Genomic DNA, 25,208 nt, shown 5'->3' on the forward strand with positions numbered 1-25,208 from the left:
AAGAGTGCATTTGGAGCCTGTTCAATGCCTTTACCCAAGCCGACACCTCTACGACACATCGCTGCGCTGGTATCAGCTTTGGCTTTGCGGTTTGTCAGCAGATATGCAGCACAATGGGCGGCAATATTTTGACGTTAAGCTCGCGGTCGACACTGCAAACGAAATCGATTTCGATTTAATTTTACTGGCTATTCACATGCCGGTTACGGGCGGCTTAAGCGCCGCGAAGGCCATTCGCGAAAATTTGCAGATGCGACCCCGATGATTGTTGCCGCCTCAGCCGATGTCACCACCGACGCCCGCAAAGAAGCCAGCGACGCAGGCGTTGACGGCTGACTGCCCAAGACCTTCACCCGAGAATTACTGCAGGCGCTGCTCGAAAAAACCAGTGCGCATTAAATAACTAAGCAGAATGAGGCGCGGCGCATGGCCGCGCCAGATTTAAAAGACAAACTTCAAATCGACGCCGTAGGTCAGCGGCGCAATTATGCCCACGTGGTAGGTGCCCAGCTCGCCGCCGGTCAATCCGCCGGGCTGAGATACCCGCTCATTGCCCAGCAAATTTTTACCCCACAGGGCAAACTCATAACTGCCTCCTGGGGTAGTCCATGCCAAACGCGCATTGAGCAAACTGGTGTCGTCACCATAGCCATTTACGCTATTGAATTTATCTTGATGATCTTCATTTGAAGGCTCGATATTTTCCTCGTAAATATAATCGAGATGGAGTAACAGCAGGCCGTAATCAAACTCCGGAGACCAATCCATGGTCACTGTATATTCCTGCGGCGATGTCGCATTGATCTGATTCGCCTCCTGAAATTCACCATTAGCATCGTAATAGGATTCGCGGCTGGATTCCTGCTCACGATAAGTGTAAATCAAGCCAAAGCGCAGATTGTCATTGACCAGCCAATCTGCCGTTAACTCAATCCCCTGAATATCTTCATCAGTGTTAATAACGGTAGGTATTGCGGCGTTGCTACCTGGCGCCTGCGACTCGATCGACTCTTGCCGGTCATCGATAACCATTTTAAACAAGGCAATTTGAGTGCGTATTTTGTCTTCGAGTAAATCGCCCTTCAGCCCCAACTCGACGTTCGTTACCACTTCCGGCGCCAGTGGCACTTCGCGGGAGCTTGTATTCAAGGAGTCGTAGCCTCCCGATTTATAGCCTGTTGAATAACTCACGAACGCCATAGCACCTTCACTAATTTGTGCATTGGCAACCACGCGCCCAGTAATTTTGTCCCAACTTGCAGAACCTTGCTCGCGACCGTCGGAATTAAAAAAGAAGTTCTCACCCAGAAGTTGAGACACCGGGAAGTCCGTTAGCGGCGCATCCCAGCTGAAGGCCTTTTTATCGTTGCTGTAGCGCAGGCCGGTAATAATATTCAGCCAGTCATTAATGGTGAAATCGAGGTCAGAGAATACGCCATAGGCTTCAAAATCACCCTCGTTGGTCATTCTCTCGGTGACATAGTTGCCCGCTACAGGACCACCAATCAAGGTATTTAATACACCTGCTGGCACCCCGACCATAGCTGACCCCAACTCCACCACCGCGCCATAGCTAAAGGTAAGCGCTGTTTGCTGATAGGTATCTTCTTTGCTGTAGTTAGCACCAAATACTGCGTCGACCCAATCTAGCGCCACATTAAATTGCGCTTCAAAATACGCAATATCGGAATCTTCAATATTATTGGTATCGACGTAAACCGACTCGTCTGACGTCGCATCTTCATCCTGTAAATTATAGGTTTCAAACGCGCGGTAACTGGCGATCAGGCTCATGGTAGTGACATCGCTAATGTCGTACCAAAGCTTGCCGGTGATGCCCTGCATATCCCGTGTTTCGCCACCATTAATGGCATCGGTCTCTAGTTTGCGGTCAGTAGGATCTGGGTAACTCGCATACTCCTCGCTGATGCTAAGTCGCGCTTGAGGACCATTATCAACGCGGTCAATATCATAGGCCATTTGCACGGTAAGCCGGTCGGTAGTTTCCCAGCGCAGCGCCATGCGGGCATATTGATTATTTTGCTCGCCAGGATCGGGCTTAGCTGGGCCTTTGCTGTCAAGCACTGCGCCGCGCTGGTTGTGCATCACATTCATGCGCAGAGCGAGGCTGTCGGTGAGCGGAATATTGCTCATACCCTCAACACGAAACAAATCATAGTTACCCAGCTTGGCGGTCACAAAGCCCTCGCGCTCCTCAAGACTTGGGGCATTGGGAATAAAATTCACCACCCCCGCCGCCGCGTTGCGACCAAACAGGGTGCCCTGCGGCCCTTTCAATACTTCTACTCGCTCCATGTCGGAGAACGGCACGGTTATCGCCGCGCGCGGCAAATAAACGCCGTCGAGAAAAGTCGCCACGGATGGGTCACCGCCAGTACTAATATTAGAACTTTCAATGCCGCGAATAATAAATGACGACTGAGTCGTACCGCCGCCACGCACGCCTTCCCCCACTTTCAGGCCGGGAATATAGGCCTGAATATCTTCCATGGTCAGGGCGCCGGTGTTTTCTAAATCTTGGTTGGTAAAGGTATCAACCGTGACCGGCACCGTCATCGCGCTCTGCTCACGCTTTTGGGCTGTAACCACAACCTCCTCCAGCGCCAGATTCTTAGCGGCATGCGCCAATGGCGCACCCAGTACTGCCAGCCCGATGGTACAGGCTATGCGACTTCTACTTTTGGATGTCATAAACCGCCCTCTCTCGCTATCAATACTGGTGAGCACCATCGCGGTGCCCACTGCGTTCAAAATCAAATACAGGCTAAATTACTTGGTGACCTTCAGCATATACTCAGCCACTTCCTTTCTTAGCTCCGGAGACAAATGCCCCTGTGAAGGCATAGCGGGGTAGTCAGGGCGAACCTTATGTGGCTCACCGATGTAGTCGGCAATACCTTGCGCGTCATTCCGATAAAGAGCTTGCACAGCAAGGGTTGGGGGCCCAATCATACGCATATTATAAGCGTGACAACCGGCGCAAATACCCTGATACAGCAGCTTGGTACGATTGGTAGCCGTCACAGGCTCACTCGGCGCGCCACCGGGAATACGGTAGCTCAACACATCAGCGGTGCTCTTACGCTCGCACTCAGACCATTTCTTTACGCCAAAGCTGGTGTAGCGCTCGCGGTTAATAATGCAGTTATCCTGCTCTTGGGCGGAACCTGGCGTCGCTAAAATATCCGGGCCAGTGCGGCTGAATTGAGTCAGCATAAGGGCTTTAACTTCGGCAACGGGGTCTGCGCCGTTATCGAACATAAGATTGTCGAGAAACACCAAGCGATCAGGGTTGGGTTCAGATTCTGGGTCGCTGGAAATATCGGTGATAAAAGCCAAATCGGTAATAACGATACCCGCCGTTTTATTGCCCGAGACAATATTACCCTCAACAATCACATCGTCCGCGGCCATCACCACAATGCCGATACCCTGCGGCACCTTGGACACAATTGAACCCGGCGCACCAAAGTTTGGGGTATTGTTATTCACCACAAAGTTATTGCGCAAAATCACATCAAAAGTCGTTTTAATTGGCAGACCCGGCGTAATGAAAACCAACAGTCCCGCCGTGTTATCGTGAGCGTAATTATTTTCGACCAAGGCGTGGCGGGTGTTTTCAATTTCGATACCGGCAACATTGTCGAACACTTCGTTATGACGGACATCGACGTTATCGCACATGCCAACATAAATCGCCGCATCTTCGATACCGCTTAAGACGTTGTATTCAATCAAACCGTTCTTACCAAACTGGGGGAAAATCCCGTACACCCCAGTGTCGATGACCTTGTTATAGCGAATGGTAAAATTATTACCAGACTGCCCCATAATGGCATTGCCCTTGTAGTGGGTAATGGTCAGCCACTCCACAGTAAAGTCATTACCGGAGTATAGGATCGCGTCATTGCGCTTGCCCTCACCCTCTAACACCGGCCACTTACCCTCTTCAACGACGCCACGCAGGGTAATATTGTCTTTGTCGATGTAGACACTTTCTTTATAGGTACCGGGATAAATGAGTACCACGTCGCCCGGACTGGCTTTATTCACCGCGTCCTGAATCGACTCGCCGTCTTTTACCGGAATGTCTGCCGCCCACAGACTTGGCATACTGCACAGCAAGCCCAGACACAGCAGCCCCAATCTAATCGGGTTTTTCATTATTACACTCCTCAATTTCCAGGCTCAAAAATAATTAATTCGACTTCCCGTCGATAACCGGGCGCAAGCCTGATGGCACGGCACTCGGCAGCGGCGGCATAAAACTTTCGTCGCTTAGGGTTTTTAAAAAGGCGACTAAGACATCGACTTCACGATCAGTTAAATTCGGTTCCCAAATATGCCAGTGCAAATTGAGTTTCTCGCCTTCCGGTACCGCGTGGCCACGACCACCGGTATAAAATGCCACTGCCTCACGCAGGGTTTCAAAGCGGCCGGAATGCATATACGGCGCACTGAATTCGATATTGCGCAGTGTTGGCACTTTAAATCCGCCGCGCTGGGAGGCGTCACCCGTCACCGCTTGCACACCACTGTCAAAGGCGTGACCATCCGGCTCGGGAGTGCCCAGTATCGCAATTTGCTGGTTGGTGAATGCCGGTGGTGTGTGGCATTCAGCGCAGCGCGCGACAAAGGAGCGAAATACATTCATACCTTCTATTTCGTCTTTGCTCAGTACCTCATGCACGCCATTGGCGTATAAATCGTAACGGCTATTCAAAGACACCAGCGACGATTCAAAGGCGGTAATCGCGGTATAAATTCGATCTAAGCTAATCGCGCTATCGCCAAAGGCTTGTTTGAATAAAGGCGGGTAGGCGGCACTCTCGTTCAGGCTTTTAAGTAATTGTTCGGGGCTATTGCCCATTTCAATTGGCGAGTACAGCGGCCCTTCCATTTGCTCTTCTAGCGAACTCGCTCTAGCGTCCCAGAACAACCGCTTTAAGAAACCGACATTCCATAAGCTAGGGGCTGAGCGATGTGCTAGCTGGCCGTTAATCCCGATACTGAGGCCACGGCCATCAGCAAAGCCCTTGCTGGGCTGGTGACATGAGGAACAGGCTAGCGTGCCGTCACCCGACAACAGCGGGTCAAAAAACATGAGGCGACCCAAGTCAATTTGCTGGGGAGTAAACCCTTCGCGCAGAGGGGGCAGACCGGTTTTCAGGCCACCCACCCCAGAGTCTTGCAGCGACGCGTACTCGCCATAAAGACTCTGCAGGTAGCAGCGGCCCTGCTCAGGCCGAAATCCGGCGGGGCAAACCTCACTCAAACGCCACGGCGCTTCCGCGTGAGCCAATACTGGCAGCAACAATAAAATGCTCAATAGTCCGCGCATTAGCACTGGCCCCACTTAGTCGGCCAGGCTCTGAATATACACCACTACATCTTTGGCAACGTCGGCATCGGGCAGAGTTTTACCCATCATATACATCTGGTAGCCATAGCGATCAGACTCATCGCTACCGCGAATCCCTTTGCTAAAGTGGTCGAACTGTTGCAGTAAATACCAGTCGTCCACCCCCGCCAGTGCAGGTGCCTGCAATTTTTCATTACCTTCTGCAGCAGGCCCATGGCAGGCACCGCAAAGGTTCGAGTAGTAATCCGCACCACGCTTAGCATTACCTTCCAAGCTTGCCGGGGCCACCTTCGCTTTAAAATCGGCAATATAAGCGACCACAGATCTTACCGCTGCCTCATTTGGCAGGGTTTTGGCGATGGCCTGCATTTGCGCGCCAAAGGCGTCATCGGGATGACTGCCCCGCAAACCAGAGCGGAAGCCGAGGAGCTGACGCTCCAGATACCAGCTCTGCTGATTAGTTAAAGACGGTGCACTGAGTGCTTTATTGCCCTCACCATTAACACCATGGCAGGCCACGCAAGCCGAGTACAATTCTTTTCCTGAGGCCGAACTGCTGTTCTGCAGCGCCGTGACTGCGGCACTCGCCGCCTGCTCACTATTCGCACTGGGTGCTTGGTCGCTACTACACGCCACTAAGGCAAGACTCATAAGTAAAATGGCTAATTTCATGCTCTATTTTCCTTGGAAGACCTAAACTCCGAATACAATCGATACTCGACCTTAACGACCGGCCACGGCAATGAGACTTATAGCGCGCATCCGCCGACAGCGCATTAGCACCCTAATATTCAAGCTATGATAAGTGTGAATTAATTCAGACTAGCCTATGTTTACACCGTCATCAATACGTCAAATGGGGTAATTTCCGGCGTAAAACTGGTGATTTCATCGCCATTTATGGAATTTCAGCTATTTTGGCGACTAATACGCAATTGCCCCAAATGAGTAATCCCGCCACGCCCCAGCTGAGGGCCACCCGTCTAGGCACAGGGAGAAACGATCCAAATTAGCACACAACAAAAGCACCAACGCGCCGAGGACGCCTTCAAAACCGACGATTTTTCTAGGCCTGCGCAGTCGAAACCACACTTGTTTTCATCTTGGTGCAAGCACTGAAATAAGACTCTCTAGGCCACCAAGTAGATGCCCTATATTAGCGCTTCTACTCCACGATTTTATAACAACAGCGCAGTGGACCAGCAATGCGCAAATAAGCATATATAGCGCCGACATCGCATCTACCCCCCTTCATAAATTTCAGAATTGGCGGAGTAGTTCACATTTCCAAGGCAACCCTCACACGTTTAAGCTAGACCAGCATCAACATCTACTCCCAGATTGGCTTCATCTCCCTTGCTGGACTCCTCGCCAAGAACGGCATATTGGTTATAGCGCTTGCCAATTAGGCACGAACTAGCATCGGCATTATTTTGGTCGCCGGCATGATTATTGGCGCCTTGTTCACTTTGCTGGTACTGCCCTGTGTTTATTTTTGGCTGGCAGATGAACACCAAACTAGCGTTCTCAGCTCCCATGCAAAAACGGTGTCTGCATAGTAAATTAATCGGCACACCTTATTAGTTATAAATAAAAACGGGCGCTATTAGCGCCCGTTTTTATTTATAGAAGAACTCGCTTAGGGATTATCGGTATACAAAATATACTCCCCCGCCCCGCTATACGACTTTACCCGCCAGCGGTAGGTGCCTGAATTGCCCGAGTAACTTACTGTTTCGTCAGAACTCGCGGTTTCGCCACTGGCGACAACCGACCAGCTTTGTACTAAAAAGCCACCGCGCTTTTCGAGATAGAGATCAAAATCAGTGCCTGCAGGCCCCTGTAAGAAGCCACGAAATTGTCCGCCATTGCTACTAAAACCGCTGCTGTTAGGAGTGTAAGCCTGTGCCCCCGAAGCCAAGGTGCCACTGGTTTGCTCGCACTCTGGGCAAGGCCCGGAACCCGGCAGATCAACTACCACATTTTGGCTTACGCTGTTTTGCTGGGCCGCGCTGTCGTTAACAGTGAGCGTAACGCTATAGCTCCCTGCTGCGCCGTAGTTATGGCTAGCGGTAACGCCACTAGCAACGCTGCCGTCACCAAAAGCCCACTGATACTGGGTAATACCGTTATCGTCGGTTGAGCCAGCGCCGTCAAAGCTACACGCCAGATCACTACAGCTATACGTGAAGGCTGCATTCGGCGGGAAATCAGTAGGTGTGCCGCCACCACCGGCTGCGACCTGTAGCAGCAAATTCGGTGATCCCGCACCGAGACCACTCAGCTTGCCGTTAACGCCGTCGCTTATTAAGCTCGCAAATACTGACGCGGGACTTGCCGACGGGTTTTGCGCTAATAGTAATGCTGCAGCGCCAGCGACATGAGGCGCGGCCATCGAGGTACCACTGATGGTGTTGGTGTCGGTATCGCTCTGATACCACGACGAGGTAATTGCCGAGCCAGGCGCAAAAATATCAACGCAACTGCCTTTGTTTGAAAACGAAGACCGCGCATCATTTGAACTGGTAGAACCCACCGTAACAGCTTCTGCAACACGGTTTGGCGAGCCAGTACAGGCATCAGTATTGTCATTGCCAGCGGCAACCACAAAAGTCACACCCGCACTTATCGCGGCGCGCACAGCGGTATCTAAGGCCTCGCTATTACCACCGCCCAAGCTCATATTCGCAACAGCGGGTTTAATATGATTTCCCGCTACCCAGTCGATACCGGCAATAACGCCAGAATTACTGCCCGAACCATTGCAATCGAGTACCCGTACCGGGTGCAGGGTTGCGCCCTTGGCCACACCCCAGGTTGTGCCCGCTGTCGTTCCCGCTACGTGACTGCCGTGACCGTTACAGTCTTCGGTATTCGCAGGGTCAGTGCTGCCAAACAACACACCACTAGAAACAAAGTTACGACCATTGCCAACCCGACCGCTAAACTCGCTATGTGATTTACGCATACCCGTGTCAACAATATAAATATGTGCGCCGCTGCCATTGCCATTGTATTGGTAGCTGCCATCGAGGGGCAGGCTTGGCTGATCAACGCGATCTAGGCCCCAGGTCGCGCCATTTTGAGTTGTAGCGATTGCCACTGTGCGATCTTGCTCGACTAATTTCACCAGCGGATTTTGCGCCAACAAGGCTGCCGCCTCGGGGCTTAGCTCAGCCACAAAGCCACGCAAAGTGTACTGAAATGTCGTCAACAAATTACCGTCAACACTGCCCAGCAAGCTCGAAATCACTTCATCTAGCGGCGCCGGAACTACGCCCGCAACATCTAACTTATTGAGTAGTACAATGTACTGCCCATCAATTAACTCGCCAGAACTTAACGCGTCGGAAACCGAGGCTTCGATAGCGCCGGTATTGGCCACCACGTCATTGACAACTTGCTGTGCATCTACACCACTACCGCCACCGCATGCAGCTAGCGACAGAAGCATAAAGCCACTCATTAAATGCTGTCGATTTAGATTAATACCCATTGGCGAGTCATCCTCTTTCTGATTAATTATTTTTGCCGACTAGTGTCGAGGCTAAAGCAAGGGCGACTATAGCGAAATAAGAACGTAATGACAGTGTAACCAAAGTGATTATAGTGAGTAATAGCCCGAAGTGTGACCAAGCTCTAATTCAGCAAGTAAAAAGAGCGGGGTCAAAAACAATATTTCGCGCCGCAAGTCACTCGTCAGTCACTATTACTCAGCAAACAACTATCGCACAATAGCGTTCTACCAGCGAGCGTAGTGATCTTCGGCAAAGCCCCATTGGCCCTGTATTTCTATCACTTCATTCTCCAGACGAATCTGGCCCTGGAAAACACCAAAGTGCTGGGTGAAATTGGACGCGATCAAGAGGGCATTTAACTTTTCTTTACGCTGACCTGCGGGCGCAAAACTTAAGTCGACAATGCCATCTGTGGAGCGAACTCGCCACTCACTTTCGGGTTGATACCGAGAGAACTGAAAGTCCACCGTATCGACCTTAATTAGCTGATCGTCTAGCCAAAGGGCATTTTCTGTAAAACCGGTTTCGTTCACACCCGCCGCCAAATTCAAACCTAAGCGCCGACCATCGGCAAGGGTTGCCGACAGACTGGCCCAATTCCAAAAAGTTTCTCCTCGCATATAGCCCGCAGTCCAGTCGACTGAAGCAAGCGTATTCAACGCCGCTAAATCAAGCGTCTTTCCCTGCCACGTCACGCGCCCCAAACAAGGCAGTGCTGCGGTCTTTTGCGTGTACACCCACCCCTGATAGCCCGCACGCGAGCACATCGCCAAAGGCGCGCAGTGCGACTCATCTATCAAAGCATCAATCTCGACACCCGCCGACAAGGAAACACAAACTCGGCGCTGCATTGCACTTTCGTCCGCGATGATAGATATCGAGTTACCGCCTTTCCTAAATACGGCCTCACTATTATTGGGGTACAGGCCTATCGATGTGCTTAGCGCCAATGGCTGCACAAAACTAAATTCCTCAAACGCGCCATCTGCAGGTCGGTAGAGGTATACAAAGGCATTGCTGACGAGTTTCAAATCAACAATCGCAATACCCACTATTAACTCTGGGCTCACTAGGGCGACAAATTGAAATTGATTAAATTTAAACTTTTTAGACCACGCGCTTAGTTTGCGATCCATAGGGCTGCGCAAGTCGTAGTCGAGGTAATTAATTTCGCTTACGCCACTCGGGAAAAGCCCGAACTCAGGCTGACCCGCACTATTGATCAATCTCGACTTTACTGACATAAACATTCTCTTAAAAAATAATTTTAAATACGCTCTACTCGGCGCGGAAAATAAGGCCTTCGATCATCGTCACATAAACGTCCATCGCTTCGCGAAGTGAACCACTACTTTGCAGCCCATACTGGAACAACGCCACCCCAACCCCTCCGCCGAGAAATGCCGTTACCAAATTATCCAGCGACGCCTCAGTCTGAATTTCGCCGCTTTGTTTGGCCTCGGCAAAAATCCCCTTCAATGCGTCCATCACATCATTATTTTGGCCGTTCAAGGCCTGATTTAATTCTGGATGGCGGCGTATTTCAATGGGCACAGCGGCCAACAGGCCGGTAATGGAGCTGTCGCAATCATGGGCGTCTGCAGAGGCCAGCAACACCCCAACAATTTGCTCTCGTAGTGACCCACCGCTGGCGATGGCATCTAAATAGCGAGGCAGTAGCAGTGCCTGAGTATCGGCCAATGTCGCAAGATACAGGTCAAGCTTGGCGGGAAAATAACTGTATAGCGCCGCATGGCTAATACCAATGGCGGCGCCAACATCTTTAAACGTGGTCTGCGCATAACCTTTTTCAGCAAACAACTGCCGCGCCGCCGGAAGCAGCCGCGCAATGGTGTCTTCTTTACTACTGCCACGAGGCCGACCAACCAGGGTCGCAGGCTTAGTCTTAGCAGTAACTGGCTTGTTAGGAGTCGCCATAATATTCGCAGGATAATTCAAAGCCACATAATACCCAACAAATTACATCAATGTAACTTACTTGCCAAAACCCGCGCACTGCATTAAGTTACATTCAAATAACTTACTTTGATGTAACTTAATTCCTACGACAAACCAGTCAATCTGGTGGAGCGCTCTATGCAACTCGGCATGGCTATGTGGCAGTACCTATTAATTGGCTTAATAGGCGGCAACGCCCTCTTTATCGGGCTGGGCGGCATAGTCCACTGGTGGTACTACGTGCGCAACCGCGACAACAGCCAACGCTGGAAAATTCAGCCCGAGCGATTTTTAGCAAAACGCCTTGATCGCGAGGCAATGTGGCTGGGGATTTTCAACTACAATCTTGCCACCGTTGTGATGGCAACACTGGCCTGGGGCGTATTTGAACACGGCTGGTCCCGCCTGTACTTCGACTTTGCCGAACACGGTTGGGACTACACGGTGCTGAGCTTGTTCTTGTGCTGGCTATTTATAGAGGCGGCGGCCTATTACATGCATGCTGGTGGACACCTACCCTGGTTCTACAAACGCTTTCACTACATACACCACCGCTATAGCACACCAACCTTCTGGACAATCTCGGCAATGCACCCGCTAGAGTGGATTGCTCATGCATCTTATATAGCGCTTCCCGCCTTTATCATCCCCATGCATATCGGGGTGTATATGAGCGTAGTAGCAATGACGTTTATTTTGGGCTACTGGGACCATTGCGGCATCAAGTTTCCACGCATTCCCCTGCATGGCTCCAATCGATTCCACGACGATCACCACAAATACTTCCATGTAAACTTTGGCTTCACCTGCAATTTGTTTGACCGCATTCACGACACGGCTCGCCGCGAGGGACATCACTACGACGAGCTGACCTTTAATGGTGGCCAAGGCATTGTGCGTAAACCTGAAGCATTGGGTGAGCGCGCCATGGGGCCCGCACTAAAATACTGAGCCAACGCCACATAATAAGAGAGCACTATGAACGAACATATTTCTTACGCCATGCAGAACGAGCTGGCGACCAATAGCTTTATTTACTTCAATCCGCCGTCGGCACTCAAAGATTGGAGCTTTCTCGCCATTGAAGCGATATTGCTGATTGGCTTCATCTTAACCGTCGTCCACGCCATTCGTCACAGCAAAAAGACGGCTAGCCCCGCCGCGCTATACACCCTAGTGGCGGCATTTATGTATGGCTTAGTAATGGACATCATCTCTTACTACACCGTCGAAAACTTTTGGCACGGTGAGTTCACGGTGATGTTCCTCTACAACCGCCTCCCCCTCTATATCGCGTTGTTCTACCCAACGTTTATGTACCACGCCTATATGACCATTAGGCGCTACAATTTTAAACCTAGCGTCGAGGCCATTAGCGTTGGCTTTTTTGCTGGCCTAAGTTATCTGATTTTCGACAATCTAGGGCCACAATTAGGCTGGTGGATCTGGGATCGCAGCAATCCAACAACATGGCCCTATGTCAGTAGTGTGCCGCTAACCAGCTACCATTGGTTCTTTCTCTTTACCGGTGCATTCGCTTTTTGGGCGCGCAAAATCTGCTGGGACTGGCCGCAACAAGGCAAGTCGACCACCGCAATTTATCTCGGCATTACCGCTATTCCCGTCGCCACGATCATCCTCGGCGCGGTGTTATTTATTCCCTACAATATCTTTTCCAAGAATATGCCACCGTGGGACATGGCGCCGTGGGCCGCCAACTTTGGTCTCGCCTCCCTCACTCACGCGCTTGCGTTCTTTGCTGCCGGCCTGGTGTTTCTGTTCAACTACCGGCGCCCAACAGAATCCCGCGACAATGTCCTTATACTATTCCCCCTGCTCTACTTAGCAGGCCACCTTTATATGTATATTGCCAAATTCGACCTATTTTTCTCCCTGAACCCAACGGGGCTTACTCAAGAGGGCTTGGCAATCGGCAATCCCATTGCCGTGGTGGTTGCGATCATAGCGTCGACGGCTATCGTACTCTTTAGCCACCCACTCCCCAGCGACAAGCCCGATAAATGAAGCCATCTGTATTGTTAATTAGGGTATATATTTTTAACAGTGCCCAATGCGTTCAGCGTCAATACGCGGGATACTGACATATTACTGTCGACGGTGGGCGTCGGCAGTAATCAGCAAAGTAGAACATGCAGCACACGCTTTCATTAATTCACTCACTGCCTATAGGTCGCGAGTACGGACCGTACTTTTCGATATGCGCGCGAATAAGTGAGGCACCACCCCTACTTAATTACGCTTCGCCGCCAACACCCCATGGCGCGTATCCCGCGTTCATTTTCAAAATAGCGACACTCATCACACTTAACGGCGCCCAGCCATTTACATAAAACCAACTGATTACGGCCATTAACAGGCATAAATAAGTATTTCGCCCCAAATTGTGCCAAGCACAAGAAATTCAACGTCATAAAATGGCCACATTTTTGTGCAATACCGGAAATCACCATTTTAATGCATCCTCAAAAACTCAAAAAACAGCTCCAATAATAAAAAAATAAAAATGCCCGAAAATTTTCATTAACTTAAAAAATTGTTCCAAAATAAATCGTCGCTAATTTAAACCCCAATTTCCGCCCTCTTTAATAGCAATATTTTTTCTTCCCCTAAAAAAATACGCACCAAAAAAAAGCACCAAAATTTCTTCCGCAGCACTAAAAACATGACCATTAGCATCTGGCACACCCATTGCTAAGTGTGTAATGCACCCTTAAGAAGACGGATAGCGTGTTTTAGATCGGCAACAATTTGGAGCGTATAAGTGCTTGTCGAAAGGCAATTTCTTATAAAAATCCACTGCACCGATACTACTACTAGACATTTCTGCAAAACGCGGGGCGCGTTACTCAAGCACGGTAGTTTTCTATTGATTAGGAGCATCAAGATGGAAGAAGCAAAAAAAAACGGCTTGCGTCTTTATAAAAGCGCAGCCCTTGTTGCCGCAATCCTTGCGAGCAATATAACTCAGGCCGAAATGTTTAATACCGGCAAGGTACTCGCGACCGGCGGCGTTAGCATGATCGACGGCGCAGGCGGTGGTGGTATCACTCCATGGGCAACTATCACTGGTTATGCAACCCGTGACGGTATTAACGGAAACCTTCATTACACCTATGCGCCACTGGCAAACTACACCCTGCACTCGGTCGGCGCAGCGGTCGGATTCTGGGATCGCTTCGAGTTATCATATACCAAAAGCTCACTCACAACGGGCTCTACTTTCGACACAGTTGGCCTAATTGCCGACACTGCTGGCGGTCCTTCTGGGCAATTAGCAGGCACCCCAATCAACACCGGTATAGAACCCTTTAACACCACAATTGACATGGACATTGTCGGCGCCAAGGTACGCGTTTTTGGTGAAGCCATTTACGATTCAGACAATCTTATTCCACAGATTGCCATCGGTGGCTTCTACAAAAAGAACGAAAATGAAGATCTCTTAAAAACGCTGAAAGCAGCAAAGGCAAAAGATTGGGAAGCCTATATTTCGGCGACCAAAATATTCTTTCCTATTAACACGCTAATTAATATCACCGCGCGTTACACCGCGGCAAACCAAACCGGTCTTGTCGGCTTTGGCGGCCCCGGCGGCGACGACAAGGAAATTCGGCCTGAAATATCCCTTGCTTATCTGCTCCGTAAAGACACCGTTATTGGTATTGAATGGGCCAAACACGGAGACAATTTAGAAGGGGAAAGTGTCGAGATTGGCGGCCTAAATTTAACTGAGCTGCAACCAACATTAGACAGTTTAGGTATGAGCAATCTTTCAGGCACATTAACTCAGCACGAAAGTGACTGGTTTGATGCCTTTATTGCCTACTTCCCAAACAAAAATCTGTCGATGACATTCGCCTACGCAATGCTTGGCGACATCACGATTACCCCTGACCAGCACGGATTCTATCTTTCACTTCAGGCCAGCTTCTAAAAACCGTATTAGCTAAGTCTACTCGATCTCAGGAGAGCATCATGAAACCGATATTTCGCACTATCGCCATTGCAATACTGGCAGGCACTGCCGCTCTGCCGAGCTATGCCCAAACTGCAGAAACAAACACTTTTCCAGGCCTTGACGACGACGCTGTTCAACAATGGGGCGGCGAAGAAGGGGTCCGTAACTGGGTGGAAAGTTTGTTTTACTACATTATGCTGGACAACCGGATCAATCATGTTTTCCGCGAGTTCGGCAATATTGAGCGTCAGATATATTTAAACACTCAGCTAACACAGCTTGTATTAGGTGGTGCAGTAGAGTACCAGGGTGCCAGCATGGCAGCGGCCCACGCCGACCTTGGCATTACCGTAACGCAATTCAATGCCGTTGTTGAAGCAGCTTATCTGGCTTGTGAAAGAGTCACCGTAACCTACGAAGCTTGCAACCAGCTAATCGCTGCTCTGGCGCCGTATGAACGCGTGATTGTAACTCGCTAATTAGTCGCACTACGGAGAACACATGCTCAATCCATTTGTAAAAATGGGCGGCACGGCATCTACTTCAGATGCCGTTGCGCGGCGCCCACTAGATGCAGAAAAAATAATTTTATTATTGTTTTTTCTTATTATTAGCAGCCTCTATTCAGGAAATGCAAAAGCGTTTGAACTGTATAAAACATTTCAGACACCGGATGTCTTTCTCGCCGAAATGTTTAACAACCAGGTGCCCGCACCCACTGTGCTTAATTTAGACGCCAAAGCACAAAGTGAGATACGTGCGGTATTTAATCGCCCTTTTCCATCTCAGCGAGTGCGCTACTGGAAAGACGCGAATAAAACCGTGTGGGTTTTTGATGATATAGGTAAAGAGGGCTATGTGCCGACCACTTCAGGATTTGCTGTGAGCAACGGCGCTATCGAGACTGCTCGCGTCCTCATCTACCGAGAATCTCGTGGCGAACAAGTTGCAGAACCGTCTTTCCTTAACCAATTAAAAGGAGCAAAGGCATCCGGAAACATGCTAAGCAATAAGGTGGACAATATTACCGGCGCTACTCTTTCAGTACAAATGATGGAACGCATGGCACGAACCGCTCTCACCTTAGATACTTTAAGTCACTAATAAATGGCCTTCTGGGAGGCTCTATGAACACTCAACATGCCCTTCGCGCCGAAGCAGACGGGGCGACCTACAATGATTCACAAACACCAACGGTTAAAAAAATTGCTATCAAACCCGTCTCGTCTACGCAGAAAAAACCGGCCGCCGCAAAGCGCAATACGTCATTACTATTGCGCCAGTGGCACCAACGCCTAGGCATATTTGCCTTTGTGTTTATGGGCTGGTTAGGTTTCAGTGGTATTTTACTTAATCAAAGCGTCAGCATGGGACTCGACGCTATTCGCGTCGGGTCCAGCACACTAATGTCGCTTTATGGCTTACATACCACGATTCCGGAAAACGGCTATTTTTCTGCTGGGCACTGGCTGGTTACTACGACAGAAAATACCGTTTTAAACGATATCGCCCTCGACCGGCATATTCCCTCACCGCTGGGATTTGTCGATATCAAAAACAACGGCGACGAACTCTTGTTTGTTGCGACCAATGACAAGCTCACCTTGTTATCGCCCGCAGGTGTGCTCATTGAAGAACTCAGCGGCTATATGCTCCCCGTAGGCCATATTCGCGGTATTGGCAGCGTGGAACAGCAAGACACGTCATTTTTGGCTCTTCAAGGTGAAGGGACTTATATTAGCGCCGATGGATTAAGTTGGCAGGAATTTGAAAACAACGAAGCCATAACCTGGTCGTCACTTACCCAGCTCGACGAAGATGCAAAATCCGACGTCGAGCCCTATGCCCACCCTACCGTTGCCCTAGAGCAAGTATTAATTGACCTACACAGCGGTCGCTTGTTTGGCTCAATTGGCTCCAGCCTAATTAACTTAGTAGGCGCCGCCGCCGTCTTATTATCGATTAGTGGCATTTGGATGACATGGCGTACCAATCGCATGCGCAAAGCTCGTCAGAAAAAATAATTGCCGATTCAAAAGAGTCGATGTGGAGGTAAAAGTGAAAGTCTATTTATTGTTTACGTCATTAGCCGCGCTAATCATGTTTGCTGGTGCAGCAATTTCTTCAGATATGATGGCAGCCAGAGGCGGCGCGATAAAAATTCAAAGCTACGCATTTGGTCCCAATACGATAACTAGCCAACCAGGCGAAGAAATTGTATGGATCAACAACGACAGTTCCAGCCACAGTATTCTAATCGACGGCCACGAAAGCCCGCGCTTAAGAAAAGGCAGCGAGTACCATTACACCTTTTCGGCTGCGGGAGAATACCATTACCAATGTGGTATTCATCCAGCGATGAAAGGCACGATCATCATCGCGGATGATGGCGCGAAAAATGCATCTCAATCGACACCAACTAGCCCTAAGCCTCGTCCTGTCATGGAGAAGTCTATGTCTACTATGTCGTCTGCTTCCATCTCAACACCGCGCCCCAAAGTCGTTCAAAACGACATTTCAGCGGGAAAAGATACCGTATCCATTGTCGATTTCATGCGATTTTCCCCGGCGGTACTCACGGTAACCGCCGGTACCGAGGTCACCTGGAATAACCACGACGGCTCCAATCACATTATTCAAGCTGGTAATATTCGCAGCCCGCGATTGCGTCACGATGCGAGTTTTTCCTACCGTTTCGACGAGCCCGGCGAATACCCTTATATCTGCGGCATTCACGGCAACAAAATGTCGGGGAAAATTATCGTAAAGTAAATTCCCACCGTCATTAGCACGGCGGTTGATCCACCTTCTCGGCTAGGGCAAACTTAGGCCTTTATTGCTGCCACGCTGCCCTAGACTATGACTGATATCGTCAATTGCGACCCCGACGCCCTAAGCCCCATCAACACAGATCAATTATTACACGCAGTCAGCGATGACAGCCCAATAAAAATCTTAATCCTCTATGGTTCACTGCGCAGCCGCTCATTCAGCCGTTTGCTCGCCCAAGAGTGCGCGCGGTTACTGAATTATTATGGCGCCGAAGCCAAAATATATAATCCGTCACAGCTCCCCCTACCTGACGATAGCGGCGATGACCACCCTAAGGTCGTCGAGCTGCGCGAACTCGCCCAATGGTGCGACGGCATGGTGTGGTGCTCGCCAGAGCGCCACGGCGCCATGACTGGCATTATGAAAGCGCAAATCGACTGGATTCCCCTTAGCATCGGCGCAGTGCGGCCAACGCAGGGTAAAACCTTGGCGCTAATGCAAGTCAACGGCGGTTCTCAATCCTTTAACGCGGTCAATCAAATGCGCATATTAGGCCGTTGGATGCGGATGTTTACCATTCCCAACCAATCCTCAGTAGCCAAAGCGTGGCTAGAGTTCGACGATAACGACCGCATGAAGCCCTCGGCGTATTACAATCGGGTCGTCGACGTTATTGAAGAGCTAGTGAAATTCACGCTGCTACTCAGGAACAAAAAAGATATGTTGGTCGACCGTTACTCCGAGCGTGTTGAGTCTGCCGAAGCCCTGCGCCAGCGACTTAGTGTGCGCAGTTAAGGCCATGAGCAAAACGCCGCAAAAGGCACTCACAGAATTTATCTGTATAGACCCTGTAGACCAGCGCCTTAATCCCGCTGTTTTAATGTCAGGGACATTCAAACTTGATCAATTTGACGAGGTATTCTTTAGCGACGCCGCTATCCACTTACCCGCCGCAATCAGCCGCGCCAGCGACAAGCGCAAGGCCGAATATTTTTGCGGCCGCTATCTTGCCGCTCTGGCGCTACATCATTACGGTGTGGAACATTTTGACCTGCTCGCCGACGACAAACGTTGCCCCCAGTGGCCCGCAGGGTTTATTGGCAGCATTAGCCACACCGACAATTTTGCCGTCTGCGCCCTTGCCCCCAGTAGCGAATTGAGCGCGATTGGCATAGATTGCCAAGAGATCCTCAGTCCAGCCAAAGCCGAAAAACTTTGGCCCAAAATTCTCGACAGCAACGAGTTCGACATCATCACCGGCTCAAGCGTCGAGCTGAACTACGGGCTAAGCCTGTGCTTCTCAGCCAAAGAGAGTATTTATAAAGCGCTCTACCCTTTTATCAGAAAATTCTTCGGCTTTAGCGCCGCCAAGCTCTGCGCAATAAATTCTGAGCAGCAATACTTGGAATTTAACTTCTCCGCACAGCTAGCAAAACCAATTGGTATCAAGCATTCCCTCAGAGTTTATTACCGCATCGACAGCAATCGCGCGCTAAGCTATGTGCAACTCAGTCCCGAGCAACTTAGCACCCAAGCACAATAACCCCCCGCAAAGTTAAGTGCCGCCTATATTAAGTCGCAAACAATACGTCACTGCTTAGCCCCGACCGTGAACAGGATTTCTGCACCACGTCAGGCGCCGGGCTCGCTCACCCACGCCAGCCTAATTACATAAATGTTCCGCATACGATTGACAGCAGCCTCTTTTTATATCTTAATGATAACCGTTCTCATTACGATTACCATTAAATATACTTTGAGCCTACTATGTTGCAACTTCTTTTCACCGGCGGCCCCGTTATTTGGTTGCTGTCTCTTTTTTCACTCCTCGGGCTAACCGTTGCCAGCTATAAAGTATGGCAGCTATTTGGCCAACTAAAGCTCAATGACGACGCCGCCGCACGGGCGTTTAAGCTACTCGAAGAAGGCCGGAAGCCCGAGGCCTTAATGCTAATCAATGGCCACCAAAACCCCAGCGCCAAGGCGCTGAGCCGCTGCCTACAACTGTTTAGCAACAAATACCTCAACCTCCCGCAAGCCCGCGATGAAGCTTACCGCGGTGCGCGTCTACAAGCCGAGCAGCTCAGCAGCCATCTCCGCATGTTAGAGGTGATCGCCACCCTCGCCCCGCTGCTTGGCCTTCTCGGCACGGTACTGGGCATGATCGAAGCCTTCCGCGCGATGGAGACCGCCGGAGAGCAAGTTAATCCCGCGATTCTATCTGGCGGTATTTGGCAGGCACTGCTTACCACTGCCGCTGGCTTGATAGTGGCAATTCCGATTTCGGTATTGCACAGCTGGCTAGAGCGCTGCACTGAACGCCAGACCCAATCTATTCAAAATACCATCGAGTACGCCTTTACGCTGAATAGCCAAACGAAAAGCGCAATTCACTCGACAGCCAAAGATGCGAGTGAACTGGCGTGAGCGCAGTACTCTCTTTAGCAAGCGCGCCAGCGCTAAGCACTGCGCGACGTAAAAATAATATTAGCCTCACCGCTTTAATTGATGTGGTGTTTATTTTATTAATGTTTTTTATGCTGACATCCACCTTCAGCAAAGAGCAAAGCATCGGCCTTAAAAAATCGCAGGGCGTTGCAGCGCCAAGCAGCTCCACCGCGCCGCAATTACTATTAGCTTACAAGGATGGCAGTTTTGCCTATTTCAATAACTCGCTGACCGCCCTCAGTAGTTTGGCTGAGCTCAATACACTTGCCAGTAAAGATCAAGGTGTAAACCTGTTACCCGCCGCTGAATTGCGCGTACAGGACATTGTTATTCTGTTCGAGCAATTAAAGTCCAACGGTTTTATGCACGTCAGTTTGGGCGAGCCGCTACCCGAGGCGAGCAAGCGCGATGAATAGAAACCTTTTGCCCGCGGCAAAGAAAATTAGCGGCGACGAAAATTTAATCCCCTTAATTAATATTGTTTTTTTACTGCTGATTTTTTTCATGGTCGCGGGGCAATTTAAAACCGCGCAAAGTGGCGCGGTGCAGCTGCCCAGTAGCAGCCAGAGCAAGGTCGAGAATAGCCAAGCCATCAAAATCATTATTAACCAGCAAGGCGAAATATTTCTTAATCAAACAGGGGCTACATCGCACGCTATCAGCCCACAGGCTCTGAGCGAATACTTTAATCAGCTGCCAAGCGCCGAGCCAACAAAGGTTTCGCTGTACGCGGATCAAAACCTGAGCGCGGCGCAATTACACCTCGCGCTAGGCGCGATGGCAAACTACCCGCAGCTCAGCATTAACTTGCACACCCGCAACGGTGGCCGAGACTAATGCGCCTGCTGCCATGGATTATTGCCTTTGTATTTGCAGTTGGCGTACACGCCTCGCTGCTTTACCTCGCCGAGCAGTCGCCGCGCCCAACACCGCTTATCGGCGCCGATGCCGAGGGCAGAGACGGATTAGAAATTGGCCTCGGCATGAGTGGTTCTTATGCCGACGTCGCCAAACACATCGCGCAGAGTGAGGTCGTGCCCGAGCCTAGCCCAGCGCCCAAGCCTAAACATCAGCCAGCGCCTAAATTAAAACCCAAACCCGCACCAGCTAAACCGCCGACCAAGCCGCAAGTTAAAGCCGAGGCGGCAATACACGGTTATCAAAGCGCCGTCGACCCTTCAGCAAGCCGCCAAGCCAAGGCAGAAACGGCTAAGCCTGAGGCTACAGCTCACCAAAACACGAGTGCCGACACCTCAACAAACGCCATGGTTCGCGCCAGTGGCTCGGGCATGCAACGCAGCGCCGGCGGCAAGAAAGGAGACAGCAGCCACTATTTTAGTCAAGTCATGGCGCAGCTCAGTCATTACAAAACCTACCCGCCTGAGCTTAAAAAACGCAAAAACCAAGGCGTGGTGACACTTAAATTCGGCATCCGCCGCAGCGGTGAAATTTTTGCCGCATCAATTAAAACCAGTTCTGGCCATGGCGCCCTCGACGACGCGGCGCTGCAAATGCTCGCCGACGCCTCACCGCTGCCGCCACTACCTGCAAGTATAAAAAAAGAAGAGATCCATCTCGTTATACCTATTGAGTACTCCCTTATCACCAATGACTTCCATGAGGATTAAACATGAACAGGAACGCTAAACTTAAACCCACAAGCCTAAGGTCATCCGGGCTAGCGCCGACACGCTTCAAGACTAGCGCAAGCGCTATCGCACTGGGTATTCCCACACTATTAATGGGCAGCGTCAGCTTTGCCCAGAACGAAGATGCCTTTGTGCTCGACACCCTTAAAATAGAGGAGCGCACCGTTGACACCAACCCCTACGCCGAAGCGGGTGCGCCCTATAAAGCCAAGATTTCTGGCGATAGTCGCCATGTAAAAGAGCTGGCCGACACCCCACAAACCATCAATGTGCTGACCCAAACCCAGATTCAAGAATCGGGCAAATCTGATTTGCGTGATGTATTAGCTGCTCAGCCTGGTATTACCCTTGGCACCGGTGAAAACGGCAACGCCTTTGGCGACCGCTATATTATTCGCGGCCACGAAGCCCGTAGCGATGTGTTTGTCGACGGTCTTAGCGACCCCGGCATGACCACTCGCGAAAGCTTTGCCACCGAGCAAGTCGAAATCACCAAGGGACCAAGCTCCACTTTTGCTGGCCGTGGTTCTACCGGCGGCGCGGTAAATAGCATTACCAAACAGGCGAGCACCGAGTACGACTTCAATAAAGTGAGCGGCGGTATCGGCACAGATAATTACCAGCGCCTTAGTCTCGACAGCAATAACTCTGTTAGCGACGACATCGCGCTGCGCGTCAACTTGCTCTATTCCTTTAAAGACGTTCCCGACCGTGAACCAGCGGATAAAAGCCGTCGCGGCTTTGCCGTGTCCGGGCTATTTAAAGCCACAGAAAAACTGCAATTACTCGGCGATGTCTATTACCTCAATGCGCAAGACAGCCCAGATTTAGGTACCTACATCGTTTCTGGTGGCGGCAAACCGGTTGATGATTTCCCCGTCTATTTACAAGAACAGGATTTTCTCAAGTCGACGGTCAGCGTTGCCACACTGCGCGCCAAATACGAAATTAACGATAGCAGCCGTATTGAAAACGCCCTGCGCTACGGCACCACCGACAACGGCTACGTAACCACCGGTGCGCGGGGCACCAATCGCGACGCCACCGACCCCGACGCTCCCGGCGCGGCAACCGCGTCGCTTAGCACCCATCAAGGTTGGCAAGAAGTAGAATACGTTGTTAACCAGTTTAATTTCTTTACCGACATGGATATTGCTGGCAAGAAAAACCAGCTGGTCTTTGGCGTCGAGCTTTCTAAACACAATGTCGTTAACGGCGTGTACAACGTCAACAACAACGGCACCAGCAATTGTATTGTCAGCGGTCGTGGCGGCGCTGGTCCCGGCTATTGCACCACCGATGCCAATGGCAATACCCCGAGTAATATAAACACCATCATGGGTCGCAGTATTACTAAGGGCGAGCAAGACTCAGACTACAATATTGAAACCATCTCGCTGTCGTTGATGGACACCATTGAACTGAGTGAAGACTGGTCTTTGTTTACGGGTATTCGCTTGGATGATTTCGACTACGACAATACCGTTAATAGCCGCGGCACCATATTAAACTTCAAATATTCCGACACCCTGTGGAACGGCCATATTGGCGCAGTGTATCAAATTAATGACGACGCCAATGTCTACCTAACGTACAGCACCTCGGCCAACATTAACGGCGGGGAATCTGATGTCGGCGGCAGCTGTGGCTACGGCGGTTTGTGTGGTGACCCTGAACAGGCCGCCAATAGTGAACCCGAAATGACCGCCAATATCGAGTTGGGCACCAAGTGGAATATTCTCAATGACAAGCTCTTGGCCACCGCTGCTATTTTTCAAATCACCAAAAGTGATGTTATGGAAAGTGTCGGCGACGACTACGCCACCCTCGGCACCTTGAACACCGGCAAAAACAGGGTGCAGGGCATTGAGTTTTCGTTGGTTGGCAATATCAGCAGCAAACTCAGCACCCAGTTCGGCGCCAGCTTTATGGAATCGGAAATTCTCGAATCTTATAATACCGACTCCGAAGGCAAGGTGCTGAGCAACTTCGCCGACGACAGTGTGTTCCTGCAATTGCGCTACCAAGCCAGCCCCAAATTTTCCTTTGGCGGCACACTGACCTACTCCAGCGAACTCTACGCTGGCCAGCCAGACTCAGCCGCAGGCTTCAGCAGTGCAACGGGTGAGTACTCTTATGAAGTGCCTAGCTATACCGTGTTCGACGCCTTTGCCAGCTACCAGTTTAGCGAGCAGCTTAAGGCGCGGGTAAATATTGGCAACGTCACCGATGAAGACTACTACCTAGCCGCTTATCGCAGCGGTGCCTTTACCTATATTGGCGAAGCCCGCAACGCCCACCTCAGCGTGGACTACGAGTTCTAAGCTCGCCCTGCGCTGTGCTCATAGAATATGAGCACAGCGCGTTTATCCATTACGGAATACAGTGATGAAATACACCCCGCCCTTGCAAAATATCCCCGCAGATATTGTCTGCCTCGATGACTACCAGCGTTACGCTAAAGACTTTCTCGCCCACGATATTTACGAATACATAGCTGCCGGTGCCGCCGATGAGTACACCCTCAATCGCAATCGCAGCGCCTTTGCCAATATTGAATTAAAACCGCGCTTGCTGCGCAGCTTCAGCACCGCGTCAACCCAGACCACCTTGCTCGGCCACGACTTGGCCCACCCCTTTTTACTGGCGCCACTGGGCTATCAACAGCTCTGCCACGCCAGTGGCGAACTCGCCACGGCAATAGCAGCCGATGCCATGGACACCGCCATGATCGTCAGCACACTGGCCACCGCCAGCCTCGAAGACATTGCCGCGCAAACCGACGCGCCAAAATGGTTTCAACTGTATTTTCAGCCCCAGCGCAGGGATACCTCGGCGCTCTTAGCCCGCGTGGAAGCCGCTGGCTATTCGGCGATCGTCGTCACCGTAGACGCGCCACTGAGCGGCCTGCGCAATCGCGCCCAGCGCGCGGGCTTCCAAATACCGCCAGAGATAGAGGCGGTAAATATTTCGCCAAGCCAAGGCACGCCAGCACCAACGTTAAAAGGCCAAAATTCGATTCTCCAGCAGCTCATGGCACCAGCGCCCCAATGGCAAGACCTCGCCTGGTTAAAAAAACAGACCACCCTGCCAATAATTATTAAAGGCGTAATCAACCCCGACGACGCCGTGCAACTCGCCGACATGGGCATGGACGCTATTATTGTGTCCAATCATGGCGGCCGCTGCCTCGATGGCCTGCCCGCCAGCATCGACGCCCTGCCCGCCATTCGCGATGCGCTGGGCGCTGACTTCCCGATTTTATTAGACAGCGGAATTCGCCGCGGCAGCGACATTATTAAAGCCATTGCCCTGGGTGCCAACGCGGTACTCATTGGCCGCCCCCAAGCCTTTGCCTTGGCGGTTGCCGGTGCCTTGGGCGTTGCCCACATGTTACGTTTACTAAAAGAAGAGCTCGAAATCACCATGGCACTGTGCGGCTGCCCGCACATCGCCGATATTAATCGCGACTGTATTTTTACGCCCCGCTGAGGATCAAT

General features: G+C 50.8%; 25 protein-coding genes. 16 read left to right on the forward strand and 9 right to left on the reverse strand.

The genetic code is table 11. From position 1 onward, the window contains the following. Window positions 1-10: 10 nt before the first annotated feature. Complete coding sequence (locus HNQ57_RS03105) at window positions 11-265, forward strand: response regulator (RefSeq protein WP_184461171.1); 255 nt, start codon at window positions 11-13, stop codon at window positions 263-265. Between the two features lie 176 nt (window positions 266-441). Here the strand turns inward: HNQ57_RS03105 and HNQ57_RS03110 are convergent, their stop codons facing one another. The 8 genes from HNQ57_RS03110 to HNQ57_RS03145 form a co-directional block, all read right to left on the reverse strand. Beyond that, entirely contained in the window at window positions 442-2,712 is a 2,271-nt protein-coding gene (locus HNQ57_RS03110; RefSeq protein WP_184461172.1) for a TonB-dependent receptor, read from the reverse strand. 78 nt (window positions 2,713-2,790) lie between these two features. After that, on the reverse strand, window positions 2,791-4,185 hold the full coding sequence (locus HNQ57_RS03115) for a parallel beta-helix domain-containing protein (RefSeq protein ID WP_184461173.1): 1,395 nt from the start codon (window positions 4,183-4,185) through the stop codon (window positions 2,791-2,793). A gap of 34 nt (window positions 4,186-4,219) precedes the next feature. Further along, window positions 4,220-5,362 (reverse strand): cytochrome-c peroxidase, encoded by a 1,143-nt coding sequence (locus HNQ57_RS03120; RefSeq protein WP_184461174.1) that lies wholly within the window; start codon window positions 5,360-5,362, stop codon window positions 4,220-4,222. A gap of 15 nt (window positions 5,363-5,377) precedes the next feature. Further along, window positions 5,378-6,055 carry a c-type cytochrome gene (locus HNQ57_RS03125; RefSeq protein WP_184461175.1) on the reverse strand — a complete coding sequence of 226 codons (678 nt, stop codon included), beginning with the start codon at window positions 6,053-6,055 and terminating at the stop codon, window positions 5,378-5,380. Window positions 6,056-6,690: 635 nt separating this feature from the next. Beyond that, complete coding sequence (locus HNQ57_RS03130) at window positions 6,691-6,921, reverse strand: hypothetical protein (protein ID WP_184461176.1); 231 nt, start codon at window positions 6,919-6,921, stop codon at window positions 6,691-6,693. A 101-nt stretch (window positions 6,922-7,022) separates the two neighbouring features. Beyond that, window positions 7,023-8,879, reverse strand: a complete 1,857-nt coding sequence (locus HNQ57_RS03135) for a S8 family serine peptidase (protein WP_221301562.1) — start codon at window positions 8,877-8,879, stop codon at window positions 7,023-7,025. A gap of 246 nt (window positions 8,880-9,125) precedes the next feature. Continuing rightward, window positions 9,126-10,145, reverse strand: coding sequence for a DUF2804 domain-containing protein (locus HNQ57_RS03140; protein ID WP_184461177.1), 1,020 nt, complete (start codon window positions 10,143-10,145; stop codon window positions 9,126-9,128). Window positions 10,146-10,179: 34 nt separating this feature from the next. Further along, entirely contained in the window at window positions 10,180-10,839 is a 660-nt protein-coding gene (locus tag HNQ57_RS03145) for a TetR/AcrR family transcriptional regulator (protein WP_184461178.1), read from the reverse strand. A 159-nt stretch (window positions 10,840-10,998) separates the two neighbouring features. Here HNQ57_RS03145 and HNQ57_RS03150 point away from each other — a divergent pair, with 159 nt between their 5' ends. Together HNQ57_RS03150 and HNQ57_RS03155 are read left to right on the forward strand one after the other, a co-directional pair. After that, window positions 10,999-11,811 carry a sterol desaturase family protein gene (locus HNQ57_RS03150; protein WP_184461179.1) on the forward strand — a complete coding sequence of 271 codons (813 nt, stop codon included), beginning with the start codon at window positions 10,999-11,001 and terminating at the stop codon, window positions 11,809-11,811. Window positions 11,812-11,838: 27 nt separating this feature from the next. Next, window positions 11,839-12,885, forward strand: coding sequence for a DUF7802 domain-containing protein (locus HNQ57_RS03155; protein WP_184461180.1), 1,047 nt, complete (start codon window positions 11,839-11,841; stop codon window positions 12,883-12,885). Between the two features lie 550 nt (window positions 12,886-13,435). Here the strand turns inward: HNQ57_RS03155 and HNQ57_RS18005 are convergent. Continuing rightward, on the reverse strand, window positions 13,436-13,564 hold the full coding sequence (locus HNQ57_RS18005; protein ID WP_264299218.1) for a hypothetical protein: 129 nt from the start codon (window positions 13,562-13,564) through the stop codon (window positions 13,436-13,438). 201 nt (window positions 13,565-13,765) lie between these two features. Here HNQ57_RS18005 and HNQ57_RS03160 point away from each other — a divergent pair, with 201 nt between their 5' ends. The 13 genes from HNQ57_RS03160 (at window position 13,766) to HNQ57_RS03220 (ending at window position 25,200) form a co-directional block, all read left to right on the forward strand. Beyond that, entirely contained in the window at window positions 13,766-14,815 is a 1,050-nt protein-coding gene (locus HNQ57_RS03160) for a DUF3034 family protein (protein WP_184461181.1), read from the forward strand. A 41-nt stretch (window positions 14,816-14,856) separates the two neighbouring features. Next, window positions 14,857-15,318, forward strand: a complete 462-nt coding sequence (locus HNQ57_RS03165) for a group I truncated hemoglobin (protein ID WP_184461182.1) — start codon at window positions 14,857-14,859, stop codon at window positions 15,316-15,318. 22 nt (window positions 15,319-15,340) lie between these two features. Continuing rightward, window positions 15,341-15,943 (forward strand): FMN-binding protein, encoded by a 603-nt coding sequence (locus tag HNQ57_RS03170; protein WP_184461183.1) that lies wholly within the window; start codon window positions 15,341-15,343, stop codon window positions 15,941-15,943. A gap of 23 nt (window positions 15,944-15,966) precedes the next feature. Further along, the gene (locus HNQ57_RS03175; RefSeq protein ID WP_184461184.1) at window positions 15,967-16,863 is read left to right on the forward strand and encodes a PepSY domain-containing protein; all 897 of its coding nucleotides are present in this window, start codon (window positions 15,967-15,969) and stop codon (window positions 16,861-16,863) included. 34 nt (window positions 16,864-16,897) lie between these two features. Further along, window positions 16,898-17,611 (forward strand): cupredoxin domain-containing protein, encoded by a 714-nt coding sequence (locus HNQ57_RS03180; protein ID WP_184461185.1) that lies wholly within the window; start codon window positions 16,898-16,900, stop codon window positions 17,609-17,611. A gap of 87 nt (window positions 17,612-17,698) precedes the next feature. After that, window positions 17,699-18,406 (forward strand): arsenical resistance protein ArsH, encoded by a 708-nt coding sequence (arsH, locus tag HNQ57_RS03185; RefSeq protein ID WP_184461186.1) that lies wholly within the window; start codon window positions 17,699-17,701, stop codon window positions 18,404-18,406. A 4-nt stretch (window positions 18,407-18,410) separates the two neighbouring features. Next, window positions 18,411-19,154 carry a 4'-phosphopantetheinyl transferase family protein gene (locus tag HNQ57_RS03190; RefSeq protein WP_184461187.1) on the forward strand — a complete coding sequence of 248 codons (744 nt, stop codon included), beginning with the start codon at window positions 18,411-18,413 and terminating at the stop codon, window positions 19,152-19,154. 224 nt (window positions 19,155-19,378) lie between these two features. After that, window positions 19,379-20,038 carry a MotA/TolQ/ExbB proton channel family protein gene (locus tag HNQ57_RS03195; protein WP_184461188.1) on the forward strand — a complete coding sequence of 220 codons (660 nt, stop codon included), beginning with the start codon at window positions 19,379-19,381 and terminating at the stop codon, window positions 20,036-20,038. Beyond that, window positions 20,035-20,475: an ExbD/TolR family protein gene (locus HNQ57_RS03200; protein ID WP_184461189.1), complete on the forward strand. Its 441-nt coding sequence runs from the start codon at window positions 20,035-20,037 to the stop codon at window positions 20,473-20,475. Before HNQ57_RS03195 ends, HNQ57_RS03200 begins: the two co-directional genes overlap by 4 nt. Then, window positions 20,468-20,896: an ExbD/TolR family protein gene (locus tag HNQ57_RS03205; RefSeq protein WP_184461190.1), complete on the forward strand. Its 429-nt coding sequence runs from the start codon at window positions 20,468-20,470 to the stop codon at window positions 20,894-20,896. Before HNQ57_RS03200 ends, HNQ57_RS03205 begins: the two co-directional genes overlap by 8 nt. Continuing rightward, window positions 20,896-21,687, forward strand: coding sequence for an energy transducer TonB (locus HNQ57_RS03210; protein WP_184461191.1), 792 nt, complete (start codon window positions 20,896-20,898; stop codon window positions 21,685-21,687). The genes HNQ57_RS03205 and HNQ57_RS03210 overlap by 1 nt, the downstream gene beginning before the upstream one ends. A gap of 2 nt (window positions 21,688-21,689) precedes the next feature. Further along, window positions 21,690-24,032, forward strand: a complete 2,343-nt coding sequence (locus tag HNQ57_RS03215) for a TonB-dependent receptor (RefSeq protein WP_184461192.1) — start codon at window positions 21,690-21,692, stop codon at window positions 24,030-24,032. A gap of 64 nt (window positions 24,033-24,096) precedes the next feature. Next, complete coding sequence (locus HNQ57_RS03220) at window positions 24,097-25,200, forward strand: alpha-hydroxy acid oxidase (protein ID WP_184461193.1); 1,104 nt, start codon at window positions 24,097-24,099, stop codon at window positions 25,198-25,200. The last annotated feature ends 8 nt before the right edge of the window (window positions 25,201-25,208 follow it).

This window comes from Zhongshania antarctica, assembly GCF_014202945.1.
Taxonomy (GTDB): domain Bacteria; phylum Pseudomonadota; class Gammaproteobacteria; order Pseudomonadales; family Spongiibacteraceae; genus Spongiibacter; species Spongiibacter antarcticus.

Coding starts and splice junctions, on each gene's coding strand:
- HNQ57_RS03110 (WP_184461172.1), bottom strand. CDS start 2,712: ATGACATCCAAAAGTAGAAGTCGCATAGCCTGTACCATCGGGCTGGCA.
- HNQ57_RS03115 (WP_184461173.1), bottom strand. CDS start 4,185: ATGAAAAACCCGATTAGATTGGGGCTGCTGTGTCTGGGCTTGCTGTGC.
- HNQ57_RS03120 (WP_184461174.1), bottom strand. CDS start 5,362: ATGCGCGGACTATTGAGCATTTTATTGTTGCTGCCAGTATTGGCTCAC.
- HNQ57_RS03125 (WP_184461175.1), bottom strand. CDS start 6,055: ATGAAATTAGCCATTTTACTTATGAGTCTTGCCTTAGTGGCGTGTAGT.
- HNQ57_RS03130 (WP_184461176.1), bottom strand. CDS start 6,921: ATGGGAGCTGAGAACGCTAGTTTGGTGTTCATCTGCCAGCCAAAAATA.
- HNQ57_RS03135 (WP_221301562.1), bottom strand. CDS start 8,879: ATGGGTATTAATCTAAATCGACAGCATTTAATGAGTGGCTTTATGCTT.
- HNQ57_RS03140 (WP_184461177.1), bottom strand. CDS start 10,145: ATGTCAGTAAAGTCGAGATTGATCAATAGTGCGGGTCAGCCTGAGTTC.
- HNQ57_RS03145 (WP_184461178.1), bottom strand. CDS start 10,839: ATGGCGACTCCTAACAAGCCAGTTACTGCTAAGACTAAGCCTGCGACC.
- HNQ57_RS03150 (WP_184461179.1), top strand. CDS start 10,999: ATGCAACTCGGCATGGCTATGTGGCAGTACCTATTAATTGGCTTAATA.
- HNQ57_RS03155 (WP_184461180.1), top strand. CDS start 11,839: ATGAACGAACATATTTCTTACGCCATGCAGAACGAGCTGGCGACCAAT.
- HNQ57_RS03160 (WP_184461181.1), top strand. CDS start 13,766: ATGGAAGAAGCAAAAAAAAACGGCTTGCGTCTTTATAAAAGCGCAGCC.
- HNQ57_RS03165 (WP_184461182.1), top strand. CDS start 14,857: ATGAAACCGATATTTCGCACTATCGCCATTGCAATACTGGCAGGCACT.
- HNQ57_RS03170 (WP_184461183.1), top strand. CDS start 15,341: ATGCTCAATCCATTTGTAAAAATGGGCGGCACGGCATCTACTTCAGAT.
- HNQ57_RS03175 (WP_184461184.1), top strand. CDS start 15,967: ATGAACACTCAACATGCCCTTCGCGCCGAAGCAGACGGGGCGACCTAC.
- arsH (WP_184461186.1), top strand. CDS start 17,699: ATGACTGATATCGTCAATTGCGACCCCGACGCCCTAAGCCCCATCAAC.
- HNQ57_RS03190 (WP_184461187.1), top strand. CDS start 18,411: ATGAGCAAAACGCCGCAAAAGGCACTCACAGAATTTATCTGTATAGAC.
- HNQ57_RS03195 (WP_184461188.1), top strand. CDS start 19,379: ATGTTGCAACTTCTTTTCACCGGCGGCCCCGTTATTTGGTTGCTGTCT.
- HNQ57_RS03205 (WP_184461190.1), top strand. CDS start 20,468: ATGAATAGAAACCTTTTGCCCGCGGCAAAGAAAATTAGCGGCGACGAA.
- HNQ57_RS03210 (WP_184461191.1), top strand. CDS start 20,896: ATGCGCCTGCTGCCATGGATTATTGCCTTTGTATTTGCAGTTGGCGTA.
- HNQ57_RS03215 (WP_184461192.1), top strand. CDS start 21,690: ATGAACAGGAACGCTAAACTTAAACCCACAAGCCTAAGGTCATCCGGG.
- HNQ57_RS03220 (WP_184461193.1), top strand. CDS start 24,097: ATGAAATACACCCCGCCCTTGCAAAATATCCCCGCAGATATTGTCTGC.